Here is a 19,724-nt window from a genome sequence, read left to right as displayed (position 1 = left end):
CGTCGTACTCAGGCGAGAGCGCCCCGGGCCTCATGAGGCCCGGGGCGCTTCTGCGTGTCCCGCCCGCCGCTACTTCACGGCGAGCACCAGGGCGTCCGAGGGGGACGACCAGACCGCGCGGGCCTCACCGAAGCCGGAGGCGATGAGCGTACGGGCGTGCCAGTCGGCGGAGGGCATGTCGCCGTCCGCGTGCTCGCCGTAGATCGCGAACCGCTCGGCGGTGGGCGCGGCGAGGACCGGGTCCTTCGCGGCGACGGCCCACCACTCCGCCCAGTCCAGCGCCCCGGCGGCCTTGGCGCGGTCCATCGCGGCGTGCCGGTGGGCGCGCTCGGCGGCGTTGATCCGGGGCGTGCCGGTTTCGATCATGCGGTCGGCGTTCATGAACACCCCGCCGTCCCGGACGAGCCCGCCGATCTGCCCGTAGAGGACCGCCAGCGGCTCACTGTGCAACCAGTGCAGGGCGGTGGCGGTGAGGACGGCGTCGTACGAGGTGTGGGGCAGCCGGGCGGTCCAGTCCGGGTCCTTGAGATCGGCGGTGACGAAGGAGACCCGGTCGTCGCCGTCGAAGGTGCCGCGGGCGATGGCCAGCAGCGCGGGGTCGAGGTCGACGCCGGTGCTCGTGGCGTTCGGGAACCGCTTGAGGAGCCGGTCCGTAATACTTCCCGTACCGCACGCGAGGTCGAGCACCCGCGGTTCCGGTCCGACGACCGCCTCGACCATGTCCAGCATCACCCGGAACCGCTCCTCGCGGTCGGGCATGTACCACTCCTGCTGCCGGTCCCAGCTCTCCTGCCAGGACTGCCAGTCGGTGCCCGTCGCCGTCTCCGTCACGTCAACCTCCACGTAATACCCATACCCGCAAGCCGACCATTACACTGGCCGATGCCCCGACTCTAGACCGACACCGTAAGGACTACAAGTGGAACTGGCCTATTACTCGGACTACGCCGTGCGCCTGGTCAACACCGAGGAGCCGGCCCGTAACAAGGACGCCCTCACCTCGGTCGAGGCGGTCCGGGAGCTGTTCGGCGCCAATCAGCAGGCGGCACGGCGGACGACGGACGCGGACGTGACCCGGTTCCGTTCCGTACGGGCGCGGCTGCGCGCGGTCTTCGAGGCGGCCGACGACGGTGACGAGACGCTCGCGGTCGACCTGCTGAACTCGCTGCTGCTGGAGTTCCCGGTGAGCCCGCAGATCTCGGGGCACGACTTCCGGGACGAGGACGGCCGGCCGGACTGGCACATGCACCTGGCGGACCATCCGTCGAACGCGACCGCCGGCTACGCGGCCATCGCGGCGATGGGCCTCGCCTTCCACCTCACCGGGCACGGCGTGGACCGCCTCGGCCTGTGCGAGGCGCTGCCCTGCCGCAACGCCTACCTGGACACGTCCACCAACCGCTCCAGGCGCTACTGCTCGGACCGCTGCGCCACCCGGGCGAACGTGGCCGCCTACCGGGCCCGCAAGCGCGAGGAGGCCGAGCGCACCGGCCGCAGCGCGGAGACCGCCCAGCCCAGCACCGCCGTCACCGACCGCTGACCCTTCGCCAGGGGCCGGTAGCGGGCCCGCACCCGGGCCAGCACCAGTTCCTCCGGCACGGTCCCGTAATCCGTGCTGTCCCCGCCCGCGAAGGTGTTGTCGCCCCGCACCCACCAGCCGCCGGACCGCCGCTCGGTGGCCCGCTTCACCACCAGCAGGTCCTGCTGGAAGGGGTGACGCAGGATCACCACGTCACCGGGGCGCACGGGCGCTCCGTACTGCACGAGCAGCAGGTCGCCGTGGTAGAGCGTGGGCACCATCGAGGGGCCCGTCACCTCCACGACCTGCAACGGACGCCGCGTCACCCGCCTGCCTCCGGACACCTTTCGCCGCTCCGACATCTCCGACACCTCCCGCTTCCTCCTCCAGCACATCGTCAGTACATCGCCCCGGGTACGGCTCCGTACATTCGGCCGACGGCCCGAATCCCACCCCGGACTTTTGACCTAAGCCCCTGGGGCAGCCACGGAAAGCGGCGCTCCACGGAGTAATGTCCCACCTGAGAAGACGATCACGAGGAGGACAGCTCCATGCTTTCCCGCCTGTTTGCCCCCAAGGTGAAGGTCAGCGCCCACTGCGACCTGCCCTGCGGCGTGTACGACCCGGCCCAGGCCCGCATCGAGGCCGAGTCGGTCAAGGCCGTCCAGGAGAAGTACCAGGCCAACGAGGACGCGGACTTCCGCACCCGCGCCATCCTGATCAAGGAGCAGCGCGCCGAGCTCGCGAAGCACCACGTGTCGGTGCTCTGGAGCGACTACTTCAAGCCCCCGCACTTCGAGAAGTTCCCGGAGCTGCACCAGCTGATCAACGACACCCTGAAGGCGCTCTCCGCGGCCAAGGGCTCGAACGACCCGAAGACGGGCCAGAAGGCCCTGGACCTCATCGCCGAGGTCGACCGGATCTTCTGGGAGACCAAGAAGGCCTGACCCTGATGGAACCGGCTGACCGGGCCCGTACCGGCCGCTGAAGCCGATCATCAGGCCGCACCCGGTCCGCCGGTCGCCGAATTCGGTGACGCGGGGGCCGGGTGCGGTGTCGTGTGCGGGCCGCGCGGTCGTTCAGGCCGCCGCGGGACCGACGGTGCGCTCAGGCCGCCGCGCGCTCCGCGAGCGGGCGGCGGCGCAGGGCGGGCTCGGTCAGTGAGCGCGGCGGGAGTGAGGCGGCGGGGTTGTAGAGGTTCACCCCGGGCCGGACGATCTCGTCGATCCGGTCGAGGGCGGCGTCGTCCAGGGTGAGCGCCACCCCCTTGAGCAGGCCCTCCAGCTGCTCCATCGTCCGGGGCCCGATGATCGCCGAAGTGACGGCGGGGTGAGCCGCGGTGAACGCCACGGCGAGCTGCGGGAGGGTGTGGCCGATGCTCGTCGCGAGTTCGACGAGCTGTTCCACGGCGTCGAGTTTTGCCGCGTTCTCGGCGATAGCCGGATCGAAGAACGCCGGCCGGATCGCGGCACGGCCCGCCGCCAGATCGATCGGCCGGTCCTTGCGGTGCTTGCCGTTGAGGAACCCGAAGGCGAGAGGGCTCCAGACCAGGACGCCCATGCCGTACCGCTCGCAGGCGGGCAGCAGCGAGGCCTCGATCCCGCGGGCCAGGATCGAGTAGGGCGGCTGGGCGGTACGGAAACGTCCCAGCCCGCGACGCTCGGAGACGTGGTGCGCCTCGACGATCTCGTCGGCCTGGAAGTTCGAGCAGCCGAAGGCGCGGATCTTCCCTTCCCGTACGAGGTCGGTGAGGACCGAGAGCGTCTCCTCGATATCGGTGGTGCGGTCGGGGAAGTGGACCTGGTAGAGGTCGATCCATTCCGTGTCCAGTCGCCGGAGGCTGTCCTCGACCGCTGCGAGGATCCAACGCCGCGAGTTGCCACCGCGGTTGGGGCCCTCACCCATCGCGAAGTGCACCTTGGTCGCGAGGACGACGTCGTCCCGGCGCCCCCGCAGCGCCTTGCCCACGATCTCCTCGGACTCGCCCCGTCCGTACATGTCGGCGGTGTCGACGAAGTTGATCCCGTGGTCCAGGGCCGCGTGCACGATCCGGACGCAGTCGTCGTGGTCGGAGTTGAAGCCGGCCTGGAACATCATGGTCCCGAGGCAGTGGGTACTGACCTCGATGCCGGTTCTGCCGAGAGTGCGATAGCGCATGGTGACGCCCCTTCGCCGTGTGGACCGGTGAACGCCGAGCGGCGGAGTGCCGGTCGGCACGGAGGACCCTAGGATCTAGATCCGGCTCTAGGTCAACCGCCGTTTACGCTGACGGGCATGGCCGAGATCACCGCGCTCCTGAGCATCGGACAGGTCGCCGAACGCACCGGCCTGAGCGTCCATGCGCTGCGCTTCTACGAGAGCGAGGGCCTCTTCCTCACCCCCGTGCGGCGCGGAGCCGGCGGGCGGCGCGTCTACGGCGAGGACGACGTGGACTGGCTGACCGTCTGCATCGTCCTCCGCGCGTCCGGCATGCCCGTGCCCGTGCTCCGCAGGTAGCCGACCTCGTCCGGGAGGGCGGCGGCAACGAGGCGGAGCGGCTCGCCCTGATGCGTGAGCACGAAGCGCGGGTCACGGCCCGGATCGACAGGCTCACCGAATCCCTGGACCTGATCAGGCACAAGGCCGCGGTGTACGAGGATTTCGTCGATCGAGGCAGCGCCACCGCCCGTCCGTGTCACGCGCCTCGTCCGTGTCACGCACCGCCCGCACGGGCGTGAAGCGGACCCCCAACCCTCCCGCAGCTCCCCCGCACCGCCCCTGGCCTCGCGCCCGGTGATGCGTTACTCTCAAAACGAGACGATACGTCTCGTCTGATTGATGACCCTCACCGGAACAGCGAGGTCCACCATGGAACGCTTCGTCGAAGTCGCCCCCGGCGTGCGCCTCTGGGCGCAGGATCACGGTGCTTCCGACGCCCCCGCCCTGCTGCTCGTCATGGGCGCGCAGGCGTCCGGGCTCGGCTGGCCCGACGAACTGGTGGAGCTGCTCGCCGCGCGTCACCGTGTGATCCGCTACGACCATCGCGACACCGGGCGCTCCACCTGGTCCTTCGATGAGCAGCCCTATCCGCTCACCGCGCTGGCCGAGGATGCCGTGGCCGTGCTGGACGCCTTCGGTGTGGAGCGGGCGCATGTGGTGGGGATGTCGTTGGGCGGGATGCTCACGCAGTTGCTCGTCGCGGATCGCCCCGAGCGGCTGCTGAGCGCCACGGTGATCGGGACAAACGCGCTCAGCTCCGTGCCGTACGCAGCGCCCGACGGCCGCCGGATCCCGCCCGAGGAACTGCCCGGCGTCGCGCCCGAGCTGATGGAACTGTGGTCCCGGCCCGTCGAGGACCACGGCCCCGAGGCCGAGCTGGAGCGGCGTGTGGAGCACTGGCGGGCGCTGGGCGGAGGCGTGATCCCCTTCGACGCCGACCGCGCGCGGGATCTGGAGCGCCGGATCATCGCGCACACCGGGCACCATCACGCCGGCACCGCGCACGCCCGCGCCGACTACTCCGGCATGGACCGGACCGAGCAGCTGGCCCGCAACCAGGTGCCCGCCCTGATCATCTCGGCCCCCGCCGAACCGGTCGCCCCTCCCCCGCACGCCGAGCACCTCGCCCAGGTGATCCGCGGCGCCCGGCTCGTCGAGATCCCCGGCATGGGCCACGCCCTGCCCCACGAGGTCCACGCCCCGCTCGCCGCCGCGATCCTGGACCACACCGGCCGGAGCTGAACCGCTGAGCCCCCGGACCGCGTCGCCCGCGTCACACCGGTCGGAGCTGCCCCCCGCGCCGCGTCGCCCGCGTCGTACCCCGCGTCATACCTGAGAGCCACCCCGCAGGTGCGCTCCTGAGCGGGACGTCAACTACCCTCCCTCGTCCATAACTTCTGTACCGGAAGCGCCTCATGGCCCCGGTACGGAAGGACCTCGCCCCATGCCCGACCGCCCGCGCAGACCCCGTCTGCGCCGCGCCCTGCTCGCCGCCCTCGTCGCCTTCGCCGTGGCCGTGCCGGTGTCCGGAGCGGCCCGGCCCGCCGCTGTGCCCGCCCCCGCGCCGACCGCCCTCGGGCCGCTGCGCGAAGCGGGCCCGGCGGGGTTGGCGGAGCGGTACGCGGTGAGCCGGCGGGACATCCGGGCCGCCGGGCGGGTGGCGGAGGCGCACGGGGATCTCCGGCGGGAGGCCTCCCTGCGGGCGATGGCCGCGCCGGGGCGGCAGTTCCTGTCCTTCGACGGGCGCGACGGCGGCCGGAGCACGGAGATCGTCGGGGAGCTGGCCACGGCCCGGCGGATCGCGGTGCTGGTGCCCGGTGCGGGCGTCGGCCTGGACGCGTACGGGCGGCTGCGGCGCGGGGCGGTGGCGTTGCAGCGGGAGTTGGGCGGCGGCGCGGCCGTGGCCGTCTGGCTGGGGTACCGCTCGCCCGCCACCGTCAGCCCGGCCGCCCTGACCACCGGGCGGGCCGACGAGGCCGCTCCGGGGCTGCGGGCGCTGGTGGACGGGCTGCACGCGGTGCGGCCCGCCGCCCGGATCAGCCTGCTCTGCCACTCCTACGGTTCGGTGATCTGTGCCCGGTCCGCGCCGGGCACCTCGGCCGACGCCCTCGTCCTCTACGGCAGCCCCGGGGTCGGGGTCGAGGATGCCCGCTCGCTGCGCACCCGGGCGCGGGTGTGGGCGGGCCGGAGCGGCGGGGACTGGATCGCCCGGGTGCCCCATGTGCGGGTACGGGTGCCGTTCGTCGCGACCATCGGGTTCGGGACCGATCCGGTGGCGGCACGGTTCGGGGCCGAGGTGTTCGACGCGGGCGACGGCGGCCACAGCGACTATCTGCGGCCCGGGTCGGGTTCGTTGACGAACCTCGCCCGGATCGTGGCGGGCGCCGAACCGCTGGAGGCCTCCCGATGACGGGACTCGTCGCGCGGATCGAGGCCGCCACCCCGCCCGGCCGCGACCGGGCCGTGGACGCCCTGCGGGCCCTGGCCGTCCTCGGCGTGGTGGGCGGGCACTGGCTGGTGACCGCGCTGGTCGCGGACAGCGGCACCGTACGCGGGGCAAGTCCGCTGACGTATCTGCCCGAACTGACGCCGGCCTCCTGGGTGTTCCAGACGCTCGCGGTGTTCTTCCTGGTGGGCGGGCAGGTGGCGGCCGGGAGTTGGGCCTCGGCGCGGACGCGGGGCGTGCCGTACGGGTCATGGGTGGGCGGCCGGCTGGCGCGGCTGTTCCGGCCGGTGGCGGCGGTGCTCGTGGTGTGGACACTCGCGGCCTCCCTCATGCTGCTGGCCGGGGTGGGCGAGCCGACGGTCCGGGCGCTGGCCAAGCTGGTCTGGTCTCCGCTGTGGTTCCTGCTCGTCTTCGCCGCGCTGACCGTGCTGACACCGCTGGTGGCCCGGCTGCATCCGCTGTGGCCGCTGGTGGTGGTGCTGCACGTCGACCTCGTACGGCTGGGGCTGGGCGGTCCGCGCGAGCTGGGGTGGATCAACGTGGTCGCGGGGTGGCTGGTGCCGTACTGCCTGGGGGCGCTGGTGGCCCGGGGCGGGCTGCGCGGGCGGACGAGCCGGTGGGCGCTGCTGCTCGGCGGGGCGGCGGCGGCCCTCGCGCTGGTGCTGTGGGCCGGGTATCCGGCCGCCATGGTCGGCGTTCCGGGCGGCCGGATCTCCAATCTGGACCCGCCGAGCCTGGCCGCCGTGGCGTTCGGCCTGGCGCAGTGCGGGGCGGCGCTGCTGATACTCGGGCCGCTGCGGCGGGTGCTGCGCAGGCCCGCCGTGTGGGCGGTGGTGGCGGTGGTGAACCTGTCGGCGATGACCGTGTTCCTCTGGCACCAGACGGCGATGATCGTCGTGACGGCGAGCGCGCTGCTGATCGCGGACGGCCCGCTGCCGGGGCTGCACACCGTGCCCGACGGCGCCGGCTGGGTGGTCGCCCGGTCGCTCTGGCTGCCGGTGTTCGCCGTGGCCCTGCTGGGGTGCTGGGCGGCGTTCCGGGGTTACGAGCAGGGCGGACGGCGTACCGGCGGGAGCTCCCTCGTCGTACGGGAGTCCGCCCCCGAGCGGAAGGGGTGGGCGCGTAGTGCCTAGTCTGAGGACGAACGGAGCCGAGGGGGCGGTGGGGGCCGTGACGTCATCGAGGGCGGGGCGCCTGCGGGCGGCGGCACGCCGTGCGCCGCATGCGCTGTACGAGGAGTTGTGGGCCGCGCCCGCCGACCGGGTACCGCGCATGGGCGAGCCGGGCTCGCCGGTGTGGCGGCCCTCGTTGCTGGTGCTGCTGGTGATCACTGCGGTCGGCATCATGGTGGTCCGCGTCAGCGAACTCGTCCCGCAAGGAAGCCCGGTCTACCTGTTCGCGATACTGGCCGCCGGCGCACAGTCGGCGGCGCTCGTGGCGGGAATGATCCGTCCCGTGGGGGCGTGGTGGACGGCGACGGCGCTGTCGGTGGTGACGGTGGTGGTCACCGAGGCCACCGCGCCCACGGAAGGCTCGTTCCCGTGGATCCCTGGCGTCTTTCCCATGCCGGAGCTGCTGTATTCCCCGCCCTTCGCGGGACTGGCTCTGCAGGGAGCCGCCCTGTTCCTGCTGGCGCTGCGGGTGCGGCCCCGGCGCGCGGTCGCCGCGCTGGCGATCACCATGGGAGTGGTACTGCTCCTGGCCCGTTACACGCCTCGGCTGCCGCACATCAACCTCCTGGTGTCCGCACTCGTGTTCGTCACGGCGCTGGCCCTCGGCATCGCGCTCCGCAGTGTGCGCCTCGCCCGTAAGGACCTCGTCGTGCAGGCCGAGTTGACCGCCGACGAGCGGGCCCGGCGCACCCTGCTGGAGGAGCGCAACCGGATCGCCCGGGAGCTGCACGACGTGGTCGCCCATCACATGTCGGTGATCTCCATCCAGGCCCAGGTCGCCCCGCATCTGGTGGAGCACCCCACCGAGGAGCTGCGGGAGAATCTGACCGGCATCCGCGAGAACGCGCTCGAAGCCCTCGCCGAACTGCGCCGCGTGCTGGGCGTCCTGCGCTCGGAGGACGCGCCCGCGCAGAGCACGCGGCATGCCCCGCAGCCCGGTCTCGACCGGCTCGGCGAGCTGGTCGCCACCGTGCGCTCCACCGGTCTGGCCGTCACCGTCTCCACCACCGGCGAACCCCGCCCGCTGTCGCCGGGCGTCGAGCTGTCCGCGTACCGCATCGTGCAGGAGGCGCTGAGCAACGTGATGCGCCACGCGCCCGGTGCGAGCGCCGAGGTGGTGATCGGCCACCGGTCCGCCGGAGTGTCCGTCCGGGTCGTCAACACCCCGCCCGACCGGCCGGCCGCCCCCTCCGCCGGTGTCCGGCACGGTCTGCTGGGGATGCGCGAACGCGCCGCGATGCTGGGCGGCGAGCTCGCCACCGGACCGACCCCCGAAGGCGGCTGGGAAGTCGCCGCGCTCCTGCCCGCCACCACGACCACCGAGGACGCCCCATGACACCGCCCATCCGTGCCGTGATCGCCGACGACCAGATGATGGTCCGCCAGGGCTTCACGGTCCTGCTGAACGCCGAGCCGGACATCGAGGTCGTCGGGCAGGCTGTGAACGGTCTCGACGCCGTCGCCAAGGTCGACGAACTCGCCCCGGACGTCGTGCTGATGGACATCCGGATGCCCGAGCTGGGCGGGATCGAGGCGACCCGCCGGATCACCGCGCGCGAGGGCTCCACCGTCAAGGTGCTCGTGCTGACCACCTTCGATCTCGACGAGTACGTGTACGAGGCGCTGCGCGCGGGCGCCTCCGGCTTCCTGCTGAAGGACGCCTCGGCCGATGAACTCGCTCACGCGGTACGGGTGGTGGCGGCGGGCGACGCACTACTCTCCCCCAACATCACCAAGCGGCTGATCGTGGAGTTCTCCCGCACCGCCGGAGCCCCGCGCGCCCCGCTCAAGGCCCGGATCGGGGATCTGACGGAGCGCGAGACGGAGGTGCTGTCGCTGATCGCGGGCGGCCTGTCGAACGCGGAGATCGCCGGGCGGCTGATCCTCGCGGAGCAGACGGTGAAGACCCATGTGGGCCGCATCCTGGTCAAGTTGGGCGTCCGCGACCGGACCCAGGCGGCGGTGTTCGCGTACGAGTCGGGGCTGGTGCGCCCGGCGGGCCTCTGACCACCCGGGACGAGGGGGCGGCGACCTCCCGGGCCGAGGAGCTCTGACCTCCCGGGCCCGGCGCGGGGCCCGTTTCGTAGGATCGGCTCCGTGACAACGGGGAACGGGGCAGGAACACAGAGCGGCGGAGCGGTGGCGCCCACCGGGATCGAGCGCGCGCTGTCCGCGGCGGTCGCGGGCGGGAGCGCCGACGCGGTGGTGGAGGTGCTCGCGCGGACCCGGCTGTATGTGCTCGTCGCCCGGCTGCACGCGGACATCCCGGGCTGGACGGCCCCGCTGCCCACGATCCGCGACGAGGCCACCCGGCGGACCTGCGTCCCGGTCCTGACCCCGGGGGTGCTGCCGCCCTGGCATCCGGACTGGGTGTTCCGCGCGGTGAGCCTCGGCGAGCTGGCCCGGACCTGGCCGTACGACGTGCGCCGGCTCGCGGTGAACCACGGCACCCCGTACGCGGCGATGGTCGACGCCCGGCCCAAGCACCTGAAGGCCTGGCTGAAGGCCGACGAGCACTCCGGCGGGCCCGAGCACGGTGTGCTGCTCACCGACAGCGGCGGACCGCTGCACGGCCCGCTCGCCCACGGCCTGGCGCTCGGCGCCCATCTGGCCGTCACCAACGGCCTGATCTGGAACCGGCTCGGCGCCGTCTACGAGGACTACGCGACCGACCGGGCCCGGCTGCGCAGTCCGTGGGGCATCCCGCACCGTGCCGAGTACCGCGACCGCCTCGCGTCGCTGATGAAGAACCAGCTGGTCGGGCGCGCCCAGGAAGCCGTCCTGCGCACCCGGCAGAACCTGGCCGCCCGGCTGGGGCGAACGCCGAGGCGCGAGGAGTGGTCCGAGGCGGTGGCCCGTGCCTTCGCCGCGCGCGACGCCGAGGACCGGGCACTGGCGGAACGGTCGCTGCACCACATCGCCCGGTACGAGGACCGGCTCCGGGCGGACGGCGCGCTCGCCCCCGACGGCCGCGTGGACACCCTGGCCGCCTTCGACCTGGGCCGGGCGGTCAACGTCGTACGGCTCGCGCTCGGGGCCCGGTACGGCGATCCGCACGAGGCCGAGCAGGACGTGCTGCGCCTCGGCGAGCTGGCCCGGGGCGCCTACTCGTCGTGGGCGGACTTCTCCCTCGGTTATCTCATGGCCCGCATCGTCCACCGGGCCGAGGACGACGGCCCGGAAGCGGCGGAGCCCACGTACCGGCAGTCGCTCGCCGAGCACCGCGCCCTCACCCAGGACCCCACCAGCCCCTACCGGAACATCGCGTGGTCATGAACCCGATCCACCCGAACCAGCCGCACCACTACCCGGCTCCCCCGGCAGCCCTGACCCACCAGGCTCCCCCGGCTCCCCTGACGCCCCCGGCTCCTTCGCCTCCCTGGGTTCCGCCGTCCGAGACCGAGCAACTCCTCCACGAGGCGGCGCTGCGCGGCGACGCACGGGCCCAACTGGCGGCCCTGGCCGGGGCCGAGCTGTACATCCCGGCCCCGCGCGCCGAGGTGGACGCGCGGCCGGACACCATCACCTGGCGCGCGCACCACGACCCGTCGGGCTTCGTCTGCCGGCCGGTGCTCACCCGGGGCATGCTGCCCGCGTGGCATCCGGACTGGGTCTTCCACGGGGTCTCGCTGCGCTGGGCCGCGGAGTTCGGCTGGTCCGACCCCCGTATGTTCCTCGGGGTGAACGTGGGCACGCCCGGCCAGCTGCTGCTGCCGACCGGACCTACGGACCTGGCCCTGTGGCAGCGCGCGTACGCGGAGAACGACCGGCTCCCGGAGAACCGGCTGCTCGCGCTGCGCCACGGCGCGCTGCACGGGCCGTTGGCGTACGGGCTAGCCTGCGGGGCGCATCTGGCGATCGGGAACGCGGTGCCGTGGAACGAGGTCGGGACCGTCTACCGCGAGTACACCACCGAGCGCGAGCTGCTGCGCGATTCCTGGGGCATCACCGATCACGCGGAGTGGCGCAAGCAGCTGGACGCGCTGCTGGAGGCCGCCAACAGCCCGCCGGAGCCGGACTTCGTGCTGCGTACCCGCGACCAGCTGGCGTCCGCGCTGGGCGAGTTGCCCTCGGCCGACCTGTGGCGCGAGACCGCGGCGGGCCACGCCCAGGACCTGGGGGCGGACTCCGGCACGGTGAAGGGCATCGAGGAGCTGGTGCGCCGGATCATGCGCTACGAGGCCCGGTTCCGCGCGGACGGGCTGCTGCCGCCGGACGGCCGGGTGCACACGACGGTCGCCTACGACTACGGGCGGGCGGTGAACCTGGCGCGCTGGGGGCTGGCGGCCCGCTACTGCGCCCCCGCCGACGCGGAGCAGGCGATCGTCTACGCGGGGGCGCTGAGCAAGTCGGCCCACCGGTCCTGGGAGGAGTTCTCGGCGGGGTACTCGCTGGGGCGGGTGCTGCGGTTCGACGAGGAGGAGTACGGGCCGTTCTACGAGAAGAACGTCCTCGCCCACCGTCTGCTGGCGGAGAGCGAGGGCAGCCCGTGGCGGCACATCCCGTGGCGGTGAGGCGGGCTCCGGCGGTCAGCCGCCGGGCAGCAGATGGCGGTAGCTGTCCGGGTTCTCCGTGAGGAATTCGGCGAGGCTCTTGGCCGGGTGGCCGGTGAGCGTGGGCACCGCGTCGGAGACCGCGGCCAGTTCCCCGGCCGCGATGGCCTCGTACGAGGTGACCCAGCCGGCCACCTCCCAGTCCTCGGCCCCGTATCCGGCGCGCGAGGCGTAGGCCTCCTCGCGGGTCTCGGGGACGTAGACGACGGGGCGTCCGGTGACCCGGCTCAGCTCCTCGGCCGCCTCGGCGAGGGTGAACGCCTCGGGTCCTGTGAGGTCGTAGACCCGGTCGTCGTGGTCCGTGCCCTCGTCCAGCAGCACGGCCGCCGCCGCGTCGGCGATGTCCTCGTGGGCGACGGCCGCCACCCGCCCGTCGCCGCCGGGACCGCGCAGCACTCCGTCGGTCCCGGTCATCGCGGGCAGCCCGGCCAGATACCAGTTGTCGCGCAGGAAGGTGTGGCGCACCTCGGCGGTACGGATGTGGGCCTCGGTGTCCCAGTGGTCGCGGGCGAAGGTGAACGTGGCGTCGGGCGCGGCCCCTTGGAAAGACACGTACACGATCCGCTCCACGCCCACCGCCACGGCGGCGTCGATCGCGGTGGTGTGCTCGCGCACCCGGTGGGGGCTTTCGTGGGCGGAGACCAGGAACAGGGTGTGGGCCCCGTCGAGGGCCCGGCGCATCGCCTCCCCGTCGCCGTAGGGGGCGGCGGGCGCATGGTCGGCGCCGGGCACGTCGGGCAGGCGGGCGGGGTCGCGGCCGAGGAGCCGTACGGGTACGCCGGTCCGGGCGAGCCGCCGGGCGACCCGGCCGCCGACCGCTCCGCTCGCTCCGGTCACCGCGGTGAGGGGGCCGATCACTGGGGTTCGTCTTCCTCTCGTCGTTCTCCGTCTCCGTGCCAGGGCCGCACCTCCACGACCGCGCCCACCGGGAGCGGTCCGTACAGATGTGGGAACTCCTCGCCGCCGGGCTTCATCGCCTCGTACCGGACGGGGTCGGCGAGGCGACCGGGGTCGACGACCAGGACCACGAGGTCCCGGTCGTCGTTCCCGTACAGCATCCGGGCCACACCGGGGAGTTGGTGGGGCAGCGAGAGGTGGATGAAGCCCTCCTCGCGGAGGGTGCGGCCGCGGGTGGACATCTCGTACGTCCCCGACCCGCGGGCCGCCTCCCACAGAGGTGCTTCGGCGAGGTGCAGCAGCGGTCCGGTCGGCGGTTCGGTCATCGGACCACGCTAACCGGCGCTGCTCCGCGCCTGCTAGAAGGTGCGGCGACGCGCCCGGCGCGTGGCCACGAGGACCGTACCGCCGGCTGCCACCAGCGCTGCCGCGATGGACCCGAGGATCCACTCGCCGCCCCGGGAGCCGGTGTCGGGCAGCTCACCCGGGTGGCTCGGCGAGTGCGTGGGGTGCGGCGTGTGGTCGGTGGGGGTGGGGGTCGGCTCGGTGGGGTCGGTGGGGGTCGGGGTGGGGTCGGTCGGGGTGGGGGTGGGGTCGGTGGGGGTCGGCGTCGGTTCCGTCGGGGTGGGGGTGGGGTCCGTCGGGGTCGGCGTCGGGTCCGTCGGGGTCGGCGTCGGATCCGTGGGGGTCGGGGTGGGGTCCGTCGGGGTCGGCGTGGGGTCCGTCGGCGTCGGCGTCGGGTCCGTCGGCGTGGGGGTCGGGTCCGTCGGGGTCGGCGTCGGGTCGGGTGTGCAGGTCGGCAGGTCGCCGTCGAAGGGGTACGCGTGGATCTCCTGGCCGCCGGACCTGCCCGACGAGGTGTGGGTGAGCGAACCCGCCGTGTAGAAGCGCCCGTTGGCGCCGCTCATGCTGAGCACGGTGTTACTCGCCGGCTGGCCGACCAGGACGCTGCCCTCGAACTGGGCCGGACCGGTCAGCGACAGATCGGTGGCGTCCGGGAAGTTCCACAGCAGGTGCTCGCGGAGGCCCTCGTTGGGGAACGAGCCCATGAACGTGGCGACGCTGCGCGTGCTGCCGTAGACGTTGACCAGGACGGTCGCGCCCTCGGGAATGCCGTTGAACACGAAGCCCGTGTTGCCGCCCGACTCCGACTCCAGGTCCACGTCCACGTCGAAGATCTGGATCGCGGACGAGCCGTCCCCGGTGAACGTCATGGTGTCGCCGACCACCTGCCAGGTGCCGGTGGCCTGCCGGTGCTCGTCGCCGTCGTACGCGTAGCAGTGACTGGCCTCGGTGAGCTGCGGGCGCAGCCCGGTGTACGGGGCGGCCGCATCCGCGTCGAAGCGCGGGGCGGTGGTGGGGTTCACCGTGCCCGTGAGGCCCTGCGCGTGCGCGACGCGGCCGGAGTGCGAGCCCTCCTCTGCGACGAGACGCTCGCCGTCGGCGATGGTGATGTCCCCGCCCGCCGTCAGATAGTCGGAGCCGTCCGGCGGCGGCACCCGCGAACCGACGCCCGCGATACCGACGTTGTAGATCTGCGAGACCCCGTCCCGCTTGTCCATGTCGAAGCGGCCGAGCGTGACGACCTTGCCCTCCGCCTCGGCCGCCGCCTCCCGGACCAGGAAGTCCCCGCCGACGAAGACGTTGATATTGCTGTCGAAGTACTCGACCGGGCCGTTGTTGGGGTCGTTCCAGCTGGGCGGGCAGGAGCTGCCGAGGCAGGGTCCCAGTCCGCCCGGCAGCGGATCGGCGCCCGCGGCCGGGGCCAGCACGCCCACCATCGCCGCGGCCGTGGCCACTGTCACTGCTGCCCGGATTGCGTTGCCGCGCCTGCGCGCCTTCTGTTCCATGCCGCGCAATATGCATGGTCATCACTTAGTCATTTTGTATGACACGCCGCTATTGCTCCGCTGTGTAGGCCTATAGGTGGGTTCTTCGCCGCGACACGCACGCGGAAGCGGTGGGTCAGAGGGCCAGCAGCTTCGCCTCCAGCCGGGGATCGAGGCCGACGGCCGGGCGGTCGGGGCGCTGGGGCGCGATGCCGCCCAGCGTGCCCAGCCAGGCCCAGGTGTCCGCGACGGTCTCCCCGACCGGGCGGCAGCTCAGCCCCGCGGCGTACGCCTTGGCGTGGTCGCCCCGGTGGAGCGTGTCGTACAGCTCGCCCGGCGGCAGCCAGACCGGCAGATCGCTCCAGGGCTCGACCCCGGCGGCCAGCAGGACCTCCGCGTCGGTCCAGCGCAGCTCGGCGTCGGAACCGGTGGCGCGCACACAGGCCGCCAGCAGCTCGCCCATGGTGGCGTGGCCGGGGCGGCTGACCGTGTTGTACGCGCCGTGCAGCCCGCCCGCCGCCGCGTCCAGGAGCCACTGGGCCAGGTCCCGCGCGTCGATGTACTGGAGCTCCGCTCCGGGCGGGCCGGGGGCGATCACGGGTCCGCCCCGGGCGATCCGCGACAGCCACCAGGGCAGCCGGCCGATGTTCTCCCCGGGCCCGATGATCAGCCCGGCCCGGGCCAGCAGCGCCCGGTCCCCGAAGGCGTCGAGGGCGGCCAGCTCACCGCCGCGCTTGGCCCGGTCGTACGGCACGTCCGCGCCGCCGTCGGGCGAGGCGCCGGCCACCAGCGGGCCGTCCTCGTCGAGTCCGGCGGCGGCCGGGTAGGCGTACACCGAGCGGCTGGAGACGTAACTGAAGTGCCCGGCGCGGCCGGACAGCAGACGGGCGGCGTCCCTGACGGCGGACGGTGCGCCGCTCCAGGTGTCGACGACCAGATCCCAGCCCGGCCCGCTCCGCGTGAGCGCAGCGAGTCCGGCCGGGCCCGCGGTCCGGTCCCCGGTCAGCGCGCTCACGCCGGGCGGGGGCGCGTGACGGCCGCGGTGGAACACCGTGACGTCCCAGCCCCTCTCCAGCGCCACATCGGTGACGGCCCGCCCCACGAACTCCGTACCACCCAGCATCAGAAGCCTCATGGCAGGACCCTGCCCGCCGGACGGTGGCGGGGGAACACGACCACGCTGTCAGCAGAACGGGGAACTTCCCGGTCGGAGAGGCGGAGCGGTCAGAGGTCAGAGGTCAGAGATCAGGGCGTGCAGGCCAGCGGGGAGCGGTGGCGCAGCAGCCACTCGTGGTAGCCGCTCGCCCGTCGCGCCGCGTCCCGGTAGGCGTCCTCCAACTGCGCGTACACCACCTCGATGTCCGTGCCGGGCCGGGAGACCAGGAGCAGCCGCACCGCGAGCGGGTCGCCGAGCAGCGGGCGGATCACCATGTCGTCACGCGGGCCCGACGTCGGCTGGCAGGGGGCGACGGCCTCGCCGAGCACGACCAGCGAGGCGGCGGTGAGGTAATCGCCGTGCAGGACCGGCGGGTTCAGTCCGGCGGCGCCGAGCACCCGGCGCACCCCGTCCCACTCGCCGTCCACCGTCGGATCGACCATCCACGGGTCGCCCGCCAGATCGCCGAGCTCCACCACCCGGCGGCGGGCGGCCGGATGGTCCCGGGAGAGCGAGATGAACTGCGGTTCGCGGTCCACGAGTACGCGCTGCTCCAGGCCCTCCGGCAGGGCGAGCGGGCAGCCCTCCACCTCGTGCACGAAGGCGACGTCCAGGCGGCCCGCCTCGACCGAGCGCAGCAGGGCGTGGGCGGATACGTCGACCCGCAGGGAGATGTCGGTGCCGGGCAGGGCGACCCGCAGCCGGCGCAGCCAGCCGCCGATGACGCGGCTCGCGGTGGAGCCGATGCGCAGCCGGGAGCCGCGGGGGCGAGCGGCCTCGGCCTCCGCCAGCGCCTCGGCGACCAGATCGCTCATGCCGTCGACGAGGGGGCGGGCGCGGCTGAGGACGGCCCGGCCCAGGGAGGTCGGCCGGCAGCCGGTGCGTTCGCGGCGGAAGAGTTCGGCGCCGAGAACGTTCTCGATCCGGCGGAGTTGGGTGGTCAGGGAGGGCTGGCTCACGCCGAGGCGACGGGCCGCCTGATGCAGGCTGCCCGCGTCGGCGATGGCGCACAGCGCCCTGAGGTGCCTCACCTCCAGCTCCATGCAGCGGAGACTATGACCGCCGCCCGCCGCGCACCAGACGTCGCAACCCCACCAAACAGCGGCAATTCAGGGAGTGTTGGGCCCGGAGGCCTGTGACGATGCCGTGCCGATGACGTGAGCATGGCATGTGGATGAGCGGTTGACGTGCGCAAAGAGAGCGGCGGGGCGGCGATAGGGCGGCGTTATCGCCGTTCGGCATCATCCCCGGCGACTGTGCGCTGCACCACACTCTTCCCCGTACCGCCCCACGCCTTGTCCGCCCAGCGGACACCCCCACGGCGCGGGTTCGATCGGACAGGTAGGAGAAATCCCCCCATGAGACACCTCAGGACCGCCGTCGCCACCGCCGCCGCCGGCCTCGGCCTCGTCGCCGCGCTCGGCACCGCACCCGTCGCCGTCGCCGCTCCGGCCCCTGCCGCCCCCTCCGCCTCCACCAGCATCGCCGCGTACAACGGCTCGGGCGAGAACGCCGAGGCGAACCGCGCCTTCCTCGACGCGGTCATGAAGTCCGTCGCCGAGAAGCGCGCCGCCAACCCGGGCATCAAGGCCGTCACGGTGACCTACAACGCGTCGAGCGCGCCGTCCTTCCGCAGCCAGATAGCCAACAGCACGCAGATCTGGAACAGCGCGGTCTCCAACGTCCAGCTCCAGGAAGGCTCCAACGCGGACTTCACGTACCGCGAGGGCAACGACCCGCGCGGCTCCTACGCGAGCACCGACGGGCACGGCCGCGGGTACATCTTCCTGGACTACGCCCAGAACCAGCAGTACGACTCGACCCGCGTCACCACGCACGAGACCGGCCATGTGCTCGGCCTGCCGGACAACTACTCCGGCCCGTGCAGCGAGTTGATGTCCGGCGGCGGCCCCGGCCCGTCCTGCACCAACGCCCAGCCGGACGCCAACGAGCGGGCCCGGGTGAACCAGCTCTGGCAGAACGGCCTGGCCGCCCTCGCCCGCTCCGCCTCCTGACACCGGGACGCACCAGCGGTACCAGCAGCACCGGCGACACCAGCAGTACCAGCGGCTGTGGCCGGCCGGTCCCGTGTCCCGGGGCCGGCCGGCACCCCCCACACGACAGAGGACCGTTCCGCTCGCGGAACGGTCCTCTGCGCGGTAGCCCCCTGAACGCCTGTCAGGCGTCGAGTTCGCTGCGGACGAGGGCCAGCAGTTCGTCCTCGGTCATGCCCAGGTCCCGGGCGTCCGCGACCGCTTCGCGGACCCGCTCCAGCAGCCGGGCCCGCTGCGGCGAGGCGCCCGCGGTGATCGCCGCGCCCCGGCCGCGCCGCAGCTCGATGAGCCCTTCCTCGCGCAGCCGCTGGTAGCCGCGCAGCACGGTGTGGACATTCACGCCGAGGGACTCGGCGAGCACCCGGGCGGCGGGCAGCCGCTCGCCCGGGGTCACCGCGCCCTCGGCGACCGCACGCCGGACCGAGGCGGCGATCTGGTCCCCGAGCGGAACGGTGGAGGTCGGGTCGACCCGGAAGAGCATGGTCAGCGCCCCGCCCGCTGCCGGTCGAGCAGCGTGTTGAGCAGCGCCGCGCCGGTGGCCGAGTCGTCGACGGTGACGGCGAACTCGCGGCCGCTCGTCAGGCTGACGACGATGGCCTCGCCCGAGCGGGTGATGACCCCGCTGCGCTCGGGGCGGATGCGGTAGCCCCAACCGCCGAACTCCGCGAGGGCGTTGACACGACGGCTGTCCGCCCCCGCCATCCGTTCCAGCGGCACCCGCACCCGGGGCCGGGGCAGCAGTCCGGAGACGGTGAGGCCGCGCCGGTCCACGGTGACGTGAGGGCGGCAGAAGGTGGCCGTCACCAGGCCGAGGAGCAGCAGCGGCGCCCCGATGAACCAGTTCTGTTCCCAGCCGACGGCGACACCGGCCGCCAGGAGCACCAGCGCGGCGACCGGCGCCCACCACGCACCGATCCCGCGCGCCCAGCCGGCCACCTCGCCGTCTTCGAGCGTGAGCCGCTCCCGGACCGCCGAGCCCTCGTCGCGGGGGTCCTCGGGTACGGGGACGAGCCGGGCCAGCAGCACTCCGAGGGCTCCGGCGACGGCGGCCGCACCGAGGGCCACGGCGATGCGCCAGAGGGGGAAGCCGTCGGCCGGGCCGCCTTCGGGGGCGTCCACGTTGACGTACAGGACGGCGACCAGCAGATAGCCGAGGAAGGCGGCGACGGCGAATCCTCCGCCGGCGAACCAGCGGTGCGAGCCGCCGTGGAGCTTGCCGTTGACCGCGATGAAGGCCCACAGCGCGGCGAACACGAGCAGCACCAGGACCGTGCACAGGAGATGGGCGGTGTGGCTCATGTACCCGTCGGCCGTGCCACCGGCGTCGAAGTGGACGGCCAGCCGGTCGGGCAGGCGGTCCTTGACGGCGGCGTAGGCAGTGAGGACGACGAGGAGAGCGAGGACAAAGGGCAGGGCGGCGAACGTTGCGCGGCCAAGGTTCTTGCGTGTCATGGAAAACCTCCGTTATTCGCATGCTAGTAGAACAATGAGGCGACGGCAACGGGATGACGCACGTCCGCCCCGTACCTGGGTGCGGTACGGGGCGGACGCGGGTGGCGGTTGGGTGGGGGCGCGGGTGGCCGTCGGGTGGCTGCGGCGGGCGGCCGTCGGGTGGGGGGG

General features: G+C 73.3%; 20 protein-coding genes and 1 pseudogene. 11 read left to right on the top strand and 10 right to left on the bottom strand.

What is annotated here, in order from left to right; genetic code table 11:
- Window positions 1-69: 69 nt before the first annotated feature.
- Window positions 70-831: a class I SAM-dependent methyltransferase gene (locus tag G3I54_RS15200; protein WP_164614996.1), complete on the bottom strand. Its 762-nt coding sequence runs from the start codon at window positions 829-831 to the stop codon at window positions 70-72.
- Between the two features lie 88 nt (window positions 832-919).
- Between G3I54_RS15200 and G3I54_RS15195 the strand changes: the two genes are divergently transcribed.
- Window positions 920-1,540: a CGNR zinc finger domain-containing protein gene (locus G3I54_RS15195; protein ID WP_164614994.1), complete on the top strand. Its 621-nt coding sequence runs from the start codon at window positions 920-922 to the stop codon at window positions 1,538-1,540.
- Here G3I54_RS15195 and sodX read toward each other — a convergent pair.
- On the bottom strand, window positions 1,453-1,881 hold the full coding sequence (gene sodX / locus G3I54_RS15190) for a nickel-type superoxide dismutase maturation protease (protein ID WP_239144382.1): 429 nt from the start codon (window positions 1,879-1,881) through the stop codon (window positions 1,453-1,455). The genes G3I54_RS15195 and sodX overlap by 88 nt on opposite strands.
- Before the next feature lie 189 nt (window positions 1,882-2,070).
- Here sodX and sodN point away from each other — a divergent pair, with 189 nt between their 5' ends.
- Window positions 2,071-2,466, top strand: a complete 396-nt coding sequence (gene sodN / locus G3I54_RS15185; RefSeq protein WP_164614990.1) for a superoxide dismutase, Ni — start codon at window positions 2,071-2,073, stop codon at window positions 2,464-2,466.
- 160 nt (window positions 2,467-2,626) lie between these two features.
- Here the strand turns inward: sodN and G3I54_RS15180 are convergent, their stop codons facing one another.
- Window positions 2,627-3,676 carry an aldo/keto reductase gene (locus G3I54_RS15180; protein ID WP_164614988.1) on the bottom strand — a complete coding sequence of 350 codons (1,050 nt, stop codon included), beginning with the start codon at window positions 3,674-3,676 and terminating at the stop codon, window positions 2,627-2,629.
- A 117-nt stretch (window positions 3,677-3,793) separates the two neighbouring features.
- Here G3I54_RS15180 and G3I54_RS15175 point away from each other — a divergent pair.
- The 8 genes and pseudogenes from G3I54_RS15175 to G3I54_RS15140 all read left to right on the top strand — a co-directional run bounded on the left by G3I54_RS15175 (window position 3,794) and on the right by G3I54_RS15140 (window position 12,129).
- Window positions 3,794-4,236 (top strand): annotated as a pseudogene (locus tag G3I54_RS15175) (MerR family transcriptional regulator).
- A gap of 130 nt (window positions 4,237-4,366) precedes the next feature.
- Window positions 4,367-5,239 (top strand): alpha/beta hydrolase, encoded by an 873-nt coding sequence (locus G3I54_RS15170; protein WP_164615035.1) that lies wholly within the window; start codon window positions 4,367-4,369, stop codon window positions 5,237-5,239.
- Between the two features lie 202 nt (window positions 5,240-5,441).
- The gene (locus G3I54_RS15165; protein ID WP_164614986.1) at window positions 5,442-6,407 is read left to right on the top strand and encodes an alpha/beta hydrolase; all 966 of its coding nucleotides are present in this window, start codon (window positions 5,442-5,444) and stop codon (window positions 6,405-6,407) included.
- Window positions 6,404-7,576 carry an acyltransferase gene (locus G3I54_RS15160; protein ID WP_164614984.1) on the top strand — a complete coding sequence of 391 codons (1,173 nt, stop codon included), beginning with the start codon at window positions 6,404-6,406 and terminating at the stop codon, window positions 7,574-7,576. Before G3I54_RS15165 ends, G3I54_RS15160 begins: the two co-directional genes overlap by 4 nt.
- 28 nt (window positions 7,577-7,604) lie before the next feature.
- Window positions 7,605-8,951 carry a sensor histidine kinase gene (locus tag G3I54_RS15155; protein ID WP_164615033.1) on the top strand — a complete coding sequence of 449 codons (1,347 nt, stop codon included), beginning with the start codon at window positions 7,605-7,607 and terminating at the stop codon, window positions 8,949-8,951.
- Window positions 8,948-9,622, top strand: a complete 675-nt coding sequence (locus G3I54_RS15150; protein ID WP_164614982.1) for a response regulator transcription factor — start codon at window positions 8,948-8,950, stop codon at window positions 9,620-9,622. The genes G3I54_RS15155 and G3I54_RS15150 overlap by 4 nt, the downstream gene beginning before the upstream one ends.
- Window positions 9,623-9,712: 90 nt before the next feature.
- Window positions 9,713-10,891, top strand: coding sequence for a DUF1266 domain-containing protein (locus tag G3I54_RS15145; RefSeq protein WP_164614980.1), 1,179 nt, complete (start codon window positions 9,713-9,715; stop codon window positions 10,889-10,891).
- Entirely contained in the window at window positions 10,888-12,129 is a 1,242-nt protein-coding gene (locus tag G3I54_RS15140) for a DUF1266 domain-containing protein (protein WP_164614978.1), read from the top strand. Before G3I54_RS15145 ends, G3I54_RS15140 begins: the two co-directional genes overlap by 4 nt.
- A 15-nt stretch (window positions 12,130-12,144) precedes the next feature.
- Here the strand turns inward: G3I54_RS15140 and G3I54_RS15135 are convergent, their stop codons facing one another.
- From G3I54_RS15135 to G3I54_RS15115, 5 genes are all read right to left on the bottom strand, one after another.
- On the bottom strand, window positions 12,145-13,026 hold the full coding sequence (locus G3I54_RS15135) for an SDR family oxidoreductase (protein ID WP_164614976.1): 882 nt from the start codon (window positions 13,024-13,026) through the stop codon (window positions 12,145-12,147).
- Complete coding sequence (locus G3I54_RS15130) at window positions 13,023-13,391, bottom strand: DUF952 domain-containing protein (protein WP_164614974.1); 369 nt, start codon at window positions 13,389-13,391, stop codon at window positions 13,023-13,025. Before G3I54_RS15130 ends, G3I54_RS15135 begins: the two co-directional genes overlap by 4 nt.
- A 33-nt stretch (window positions 13,392-13,424) precedes the next feature.
- Entirely contained in the window at window positions 13,425-14,915 is a 1,491-nt protein-coding gene (locus G3I54_RS15125; protein WP_203686303.1) for a choice-of-anchor A family protein, read from the bottom strand.
- Window positions 14,916-15,030: 115 nt separating this feature from the next.
- The gene (locus tag G3I54_RS15120; RefSeq protein ID WP_239144381.1) at window positions 15,031-16,029 is read right to left on the bottom strand and encodes an NAD-dependent epimerase/dehydratase family protein; all 999 of its coding nucleotides are present in this window, start codon (window positions 16,027-16,029) and stop codon (window positions 15,031-15,033) included.
- A gap of 110 nt (window positions 16,030-16,139) precedes the next feature.
- Complete coding sequence (locus G3I54_RS15115) at window positions 16,140-17,093, bottom strand: LysR family transcriptional regulator (protein WP_164614972.1); 954 nt, start codon at window positions 17,091-17,093, stop codon at window positions 16,140-16,142.
- A gap of 315 nt (window positions 17,094-17,408) precedes the next feature.
- On the opposite strand from G3I54_RS15115, the gene snpA reads away from it, so the two are divergent.
- Window positions 17,409-18,065 (top strand): snapalysin, encoded by a 657-nt coding sequence (gene snpA, locus G3I54_RS15110; RefSeq protein WP_164614970.1) that lies wholly within the window; start codon window positions 17,409-17,411, stop codon window positions 18,063-18,065.
- 163 nt (window positions 18,066-18,228) lie between these two features.
- On the opposite strand, the gene G3I54_RS15105 is transcribed toward snpA, so the two are convergent.
- Window positions 18,229-18,585, bottom strand: a complete 357-nt coding sequence (locus tag G3I54_RS15105) for a GntR family transcriptional regulator (RefSeq protein ID WP_137231769.1) — start codon at window positions 18,583-18,585, stop codon at window positions 18,229-18,231.
- A 2-nt stretch (window positions 18,586-18,587) separates the two neighbouring features.
- Window positions 18,588-19,556 (bottom strand): DUF1648 domain-containing protein, encoded by a 969-nt coding sequence (locus tag G3I54_RS15100; RefSeq protein ID WP_164614968.1) that lies wholly within the window; start codon window positions 19,554-19,556, stop codon window positions 18,588-18,590.
- Between the last annotated feature and the right edge of the window lie 168 nt (window positions 19,557-19,724).

Origin of the sequence: Streptomyces sp. SID14515 (assembly GCF_010548505.1) — a bacterium.
GTDB classification, from domain to species: Bacteria; Actinomycetota; Actinomycetes; order Streptomycetales; family Streptomycetaceae; genus Streptomyces; species Streptomyces caviscabies.
Note: the sequence above shows the minus strand (reverse complement) of the source record. Positions and strands in the feature narration are given on the sequence as shown.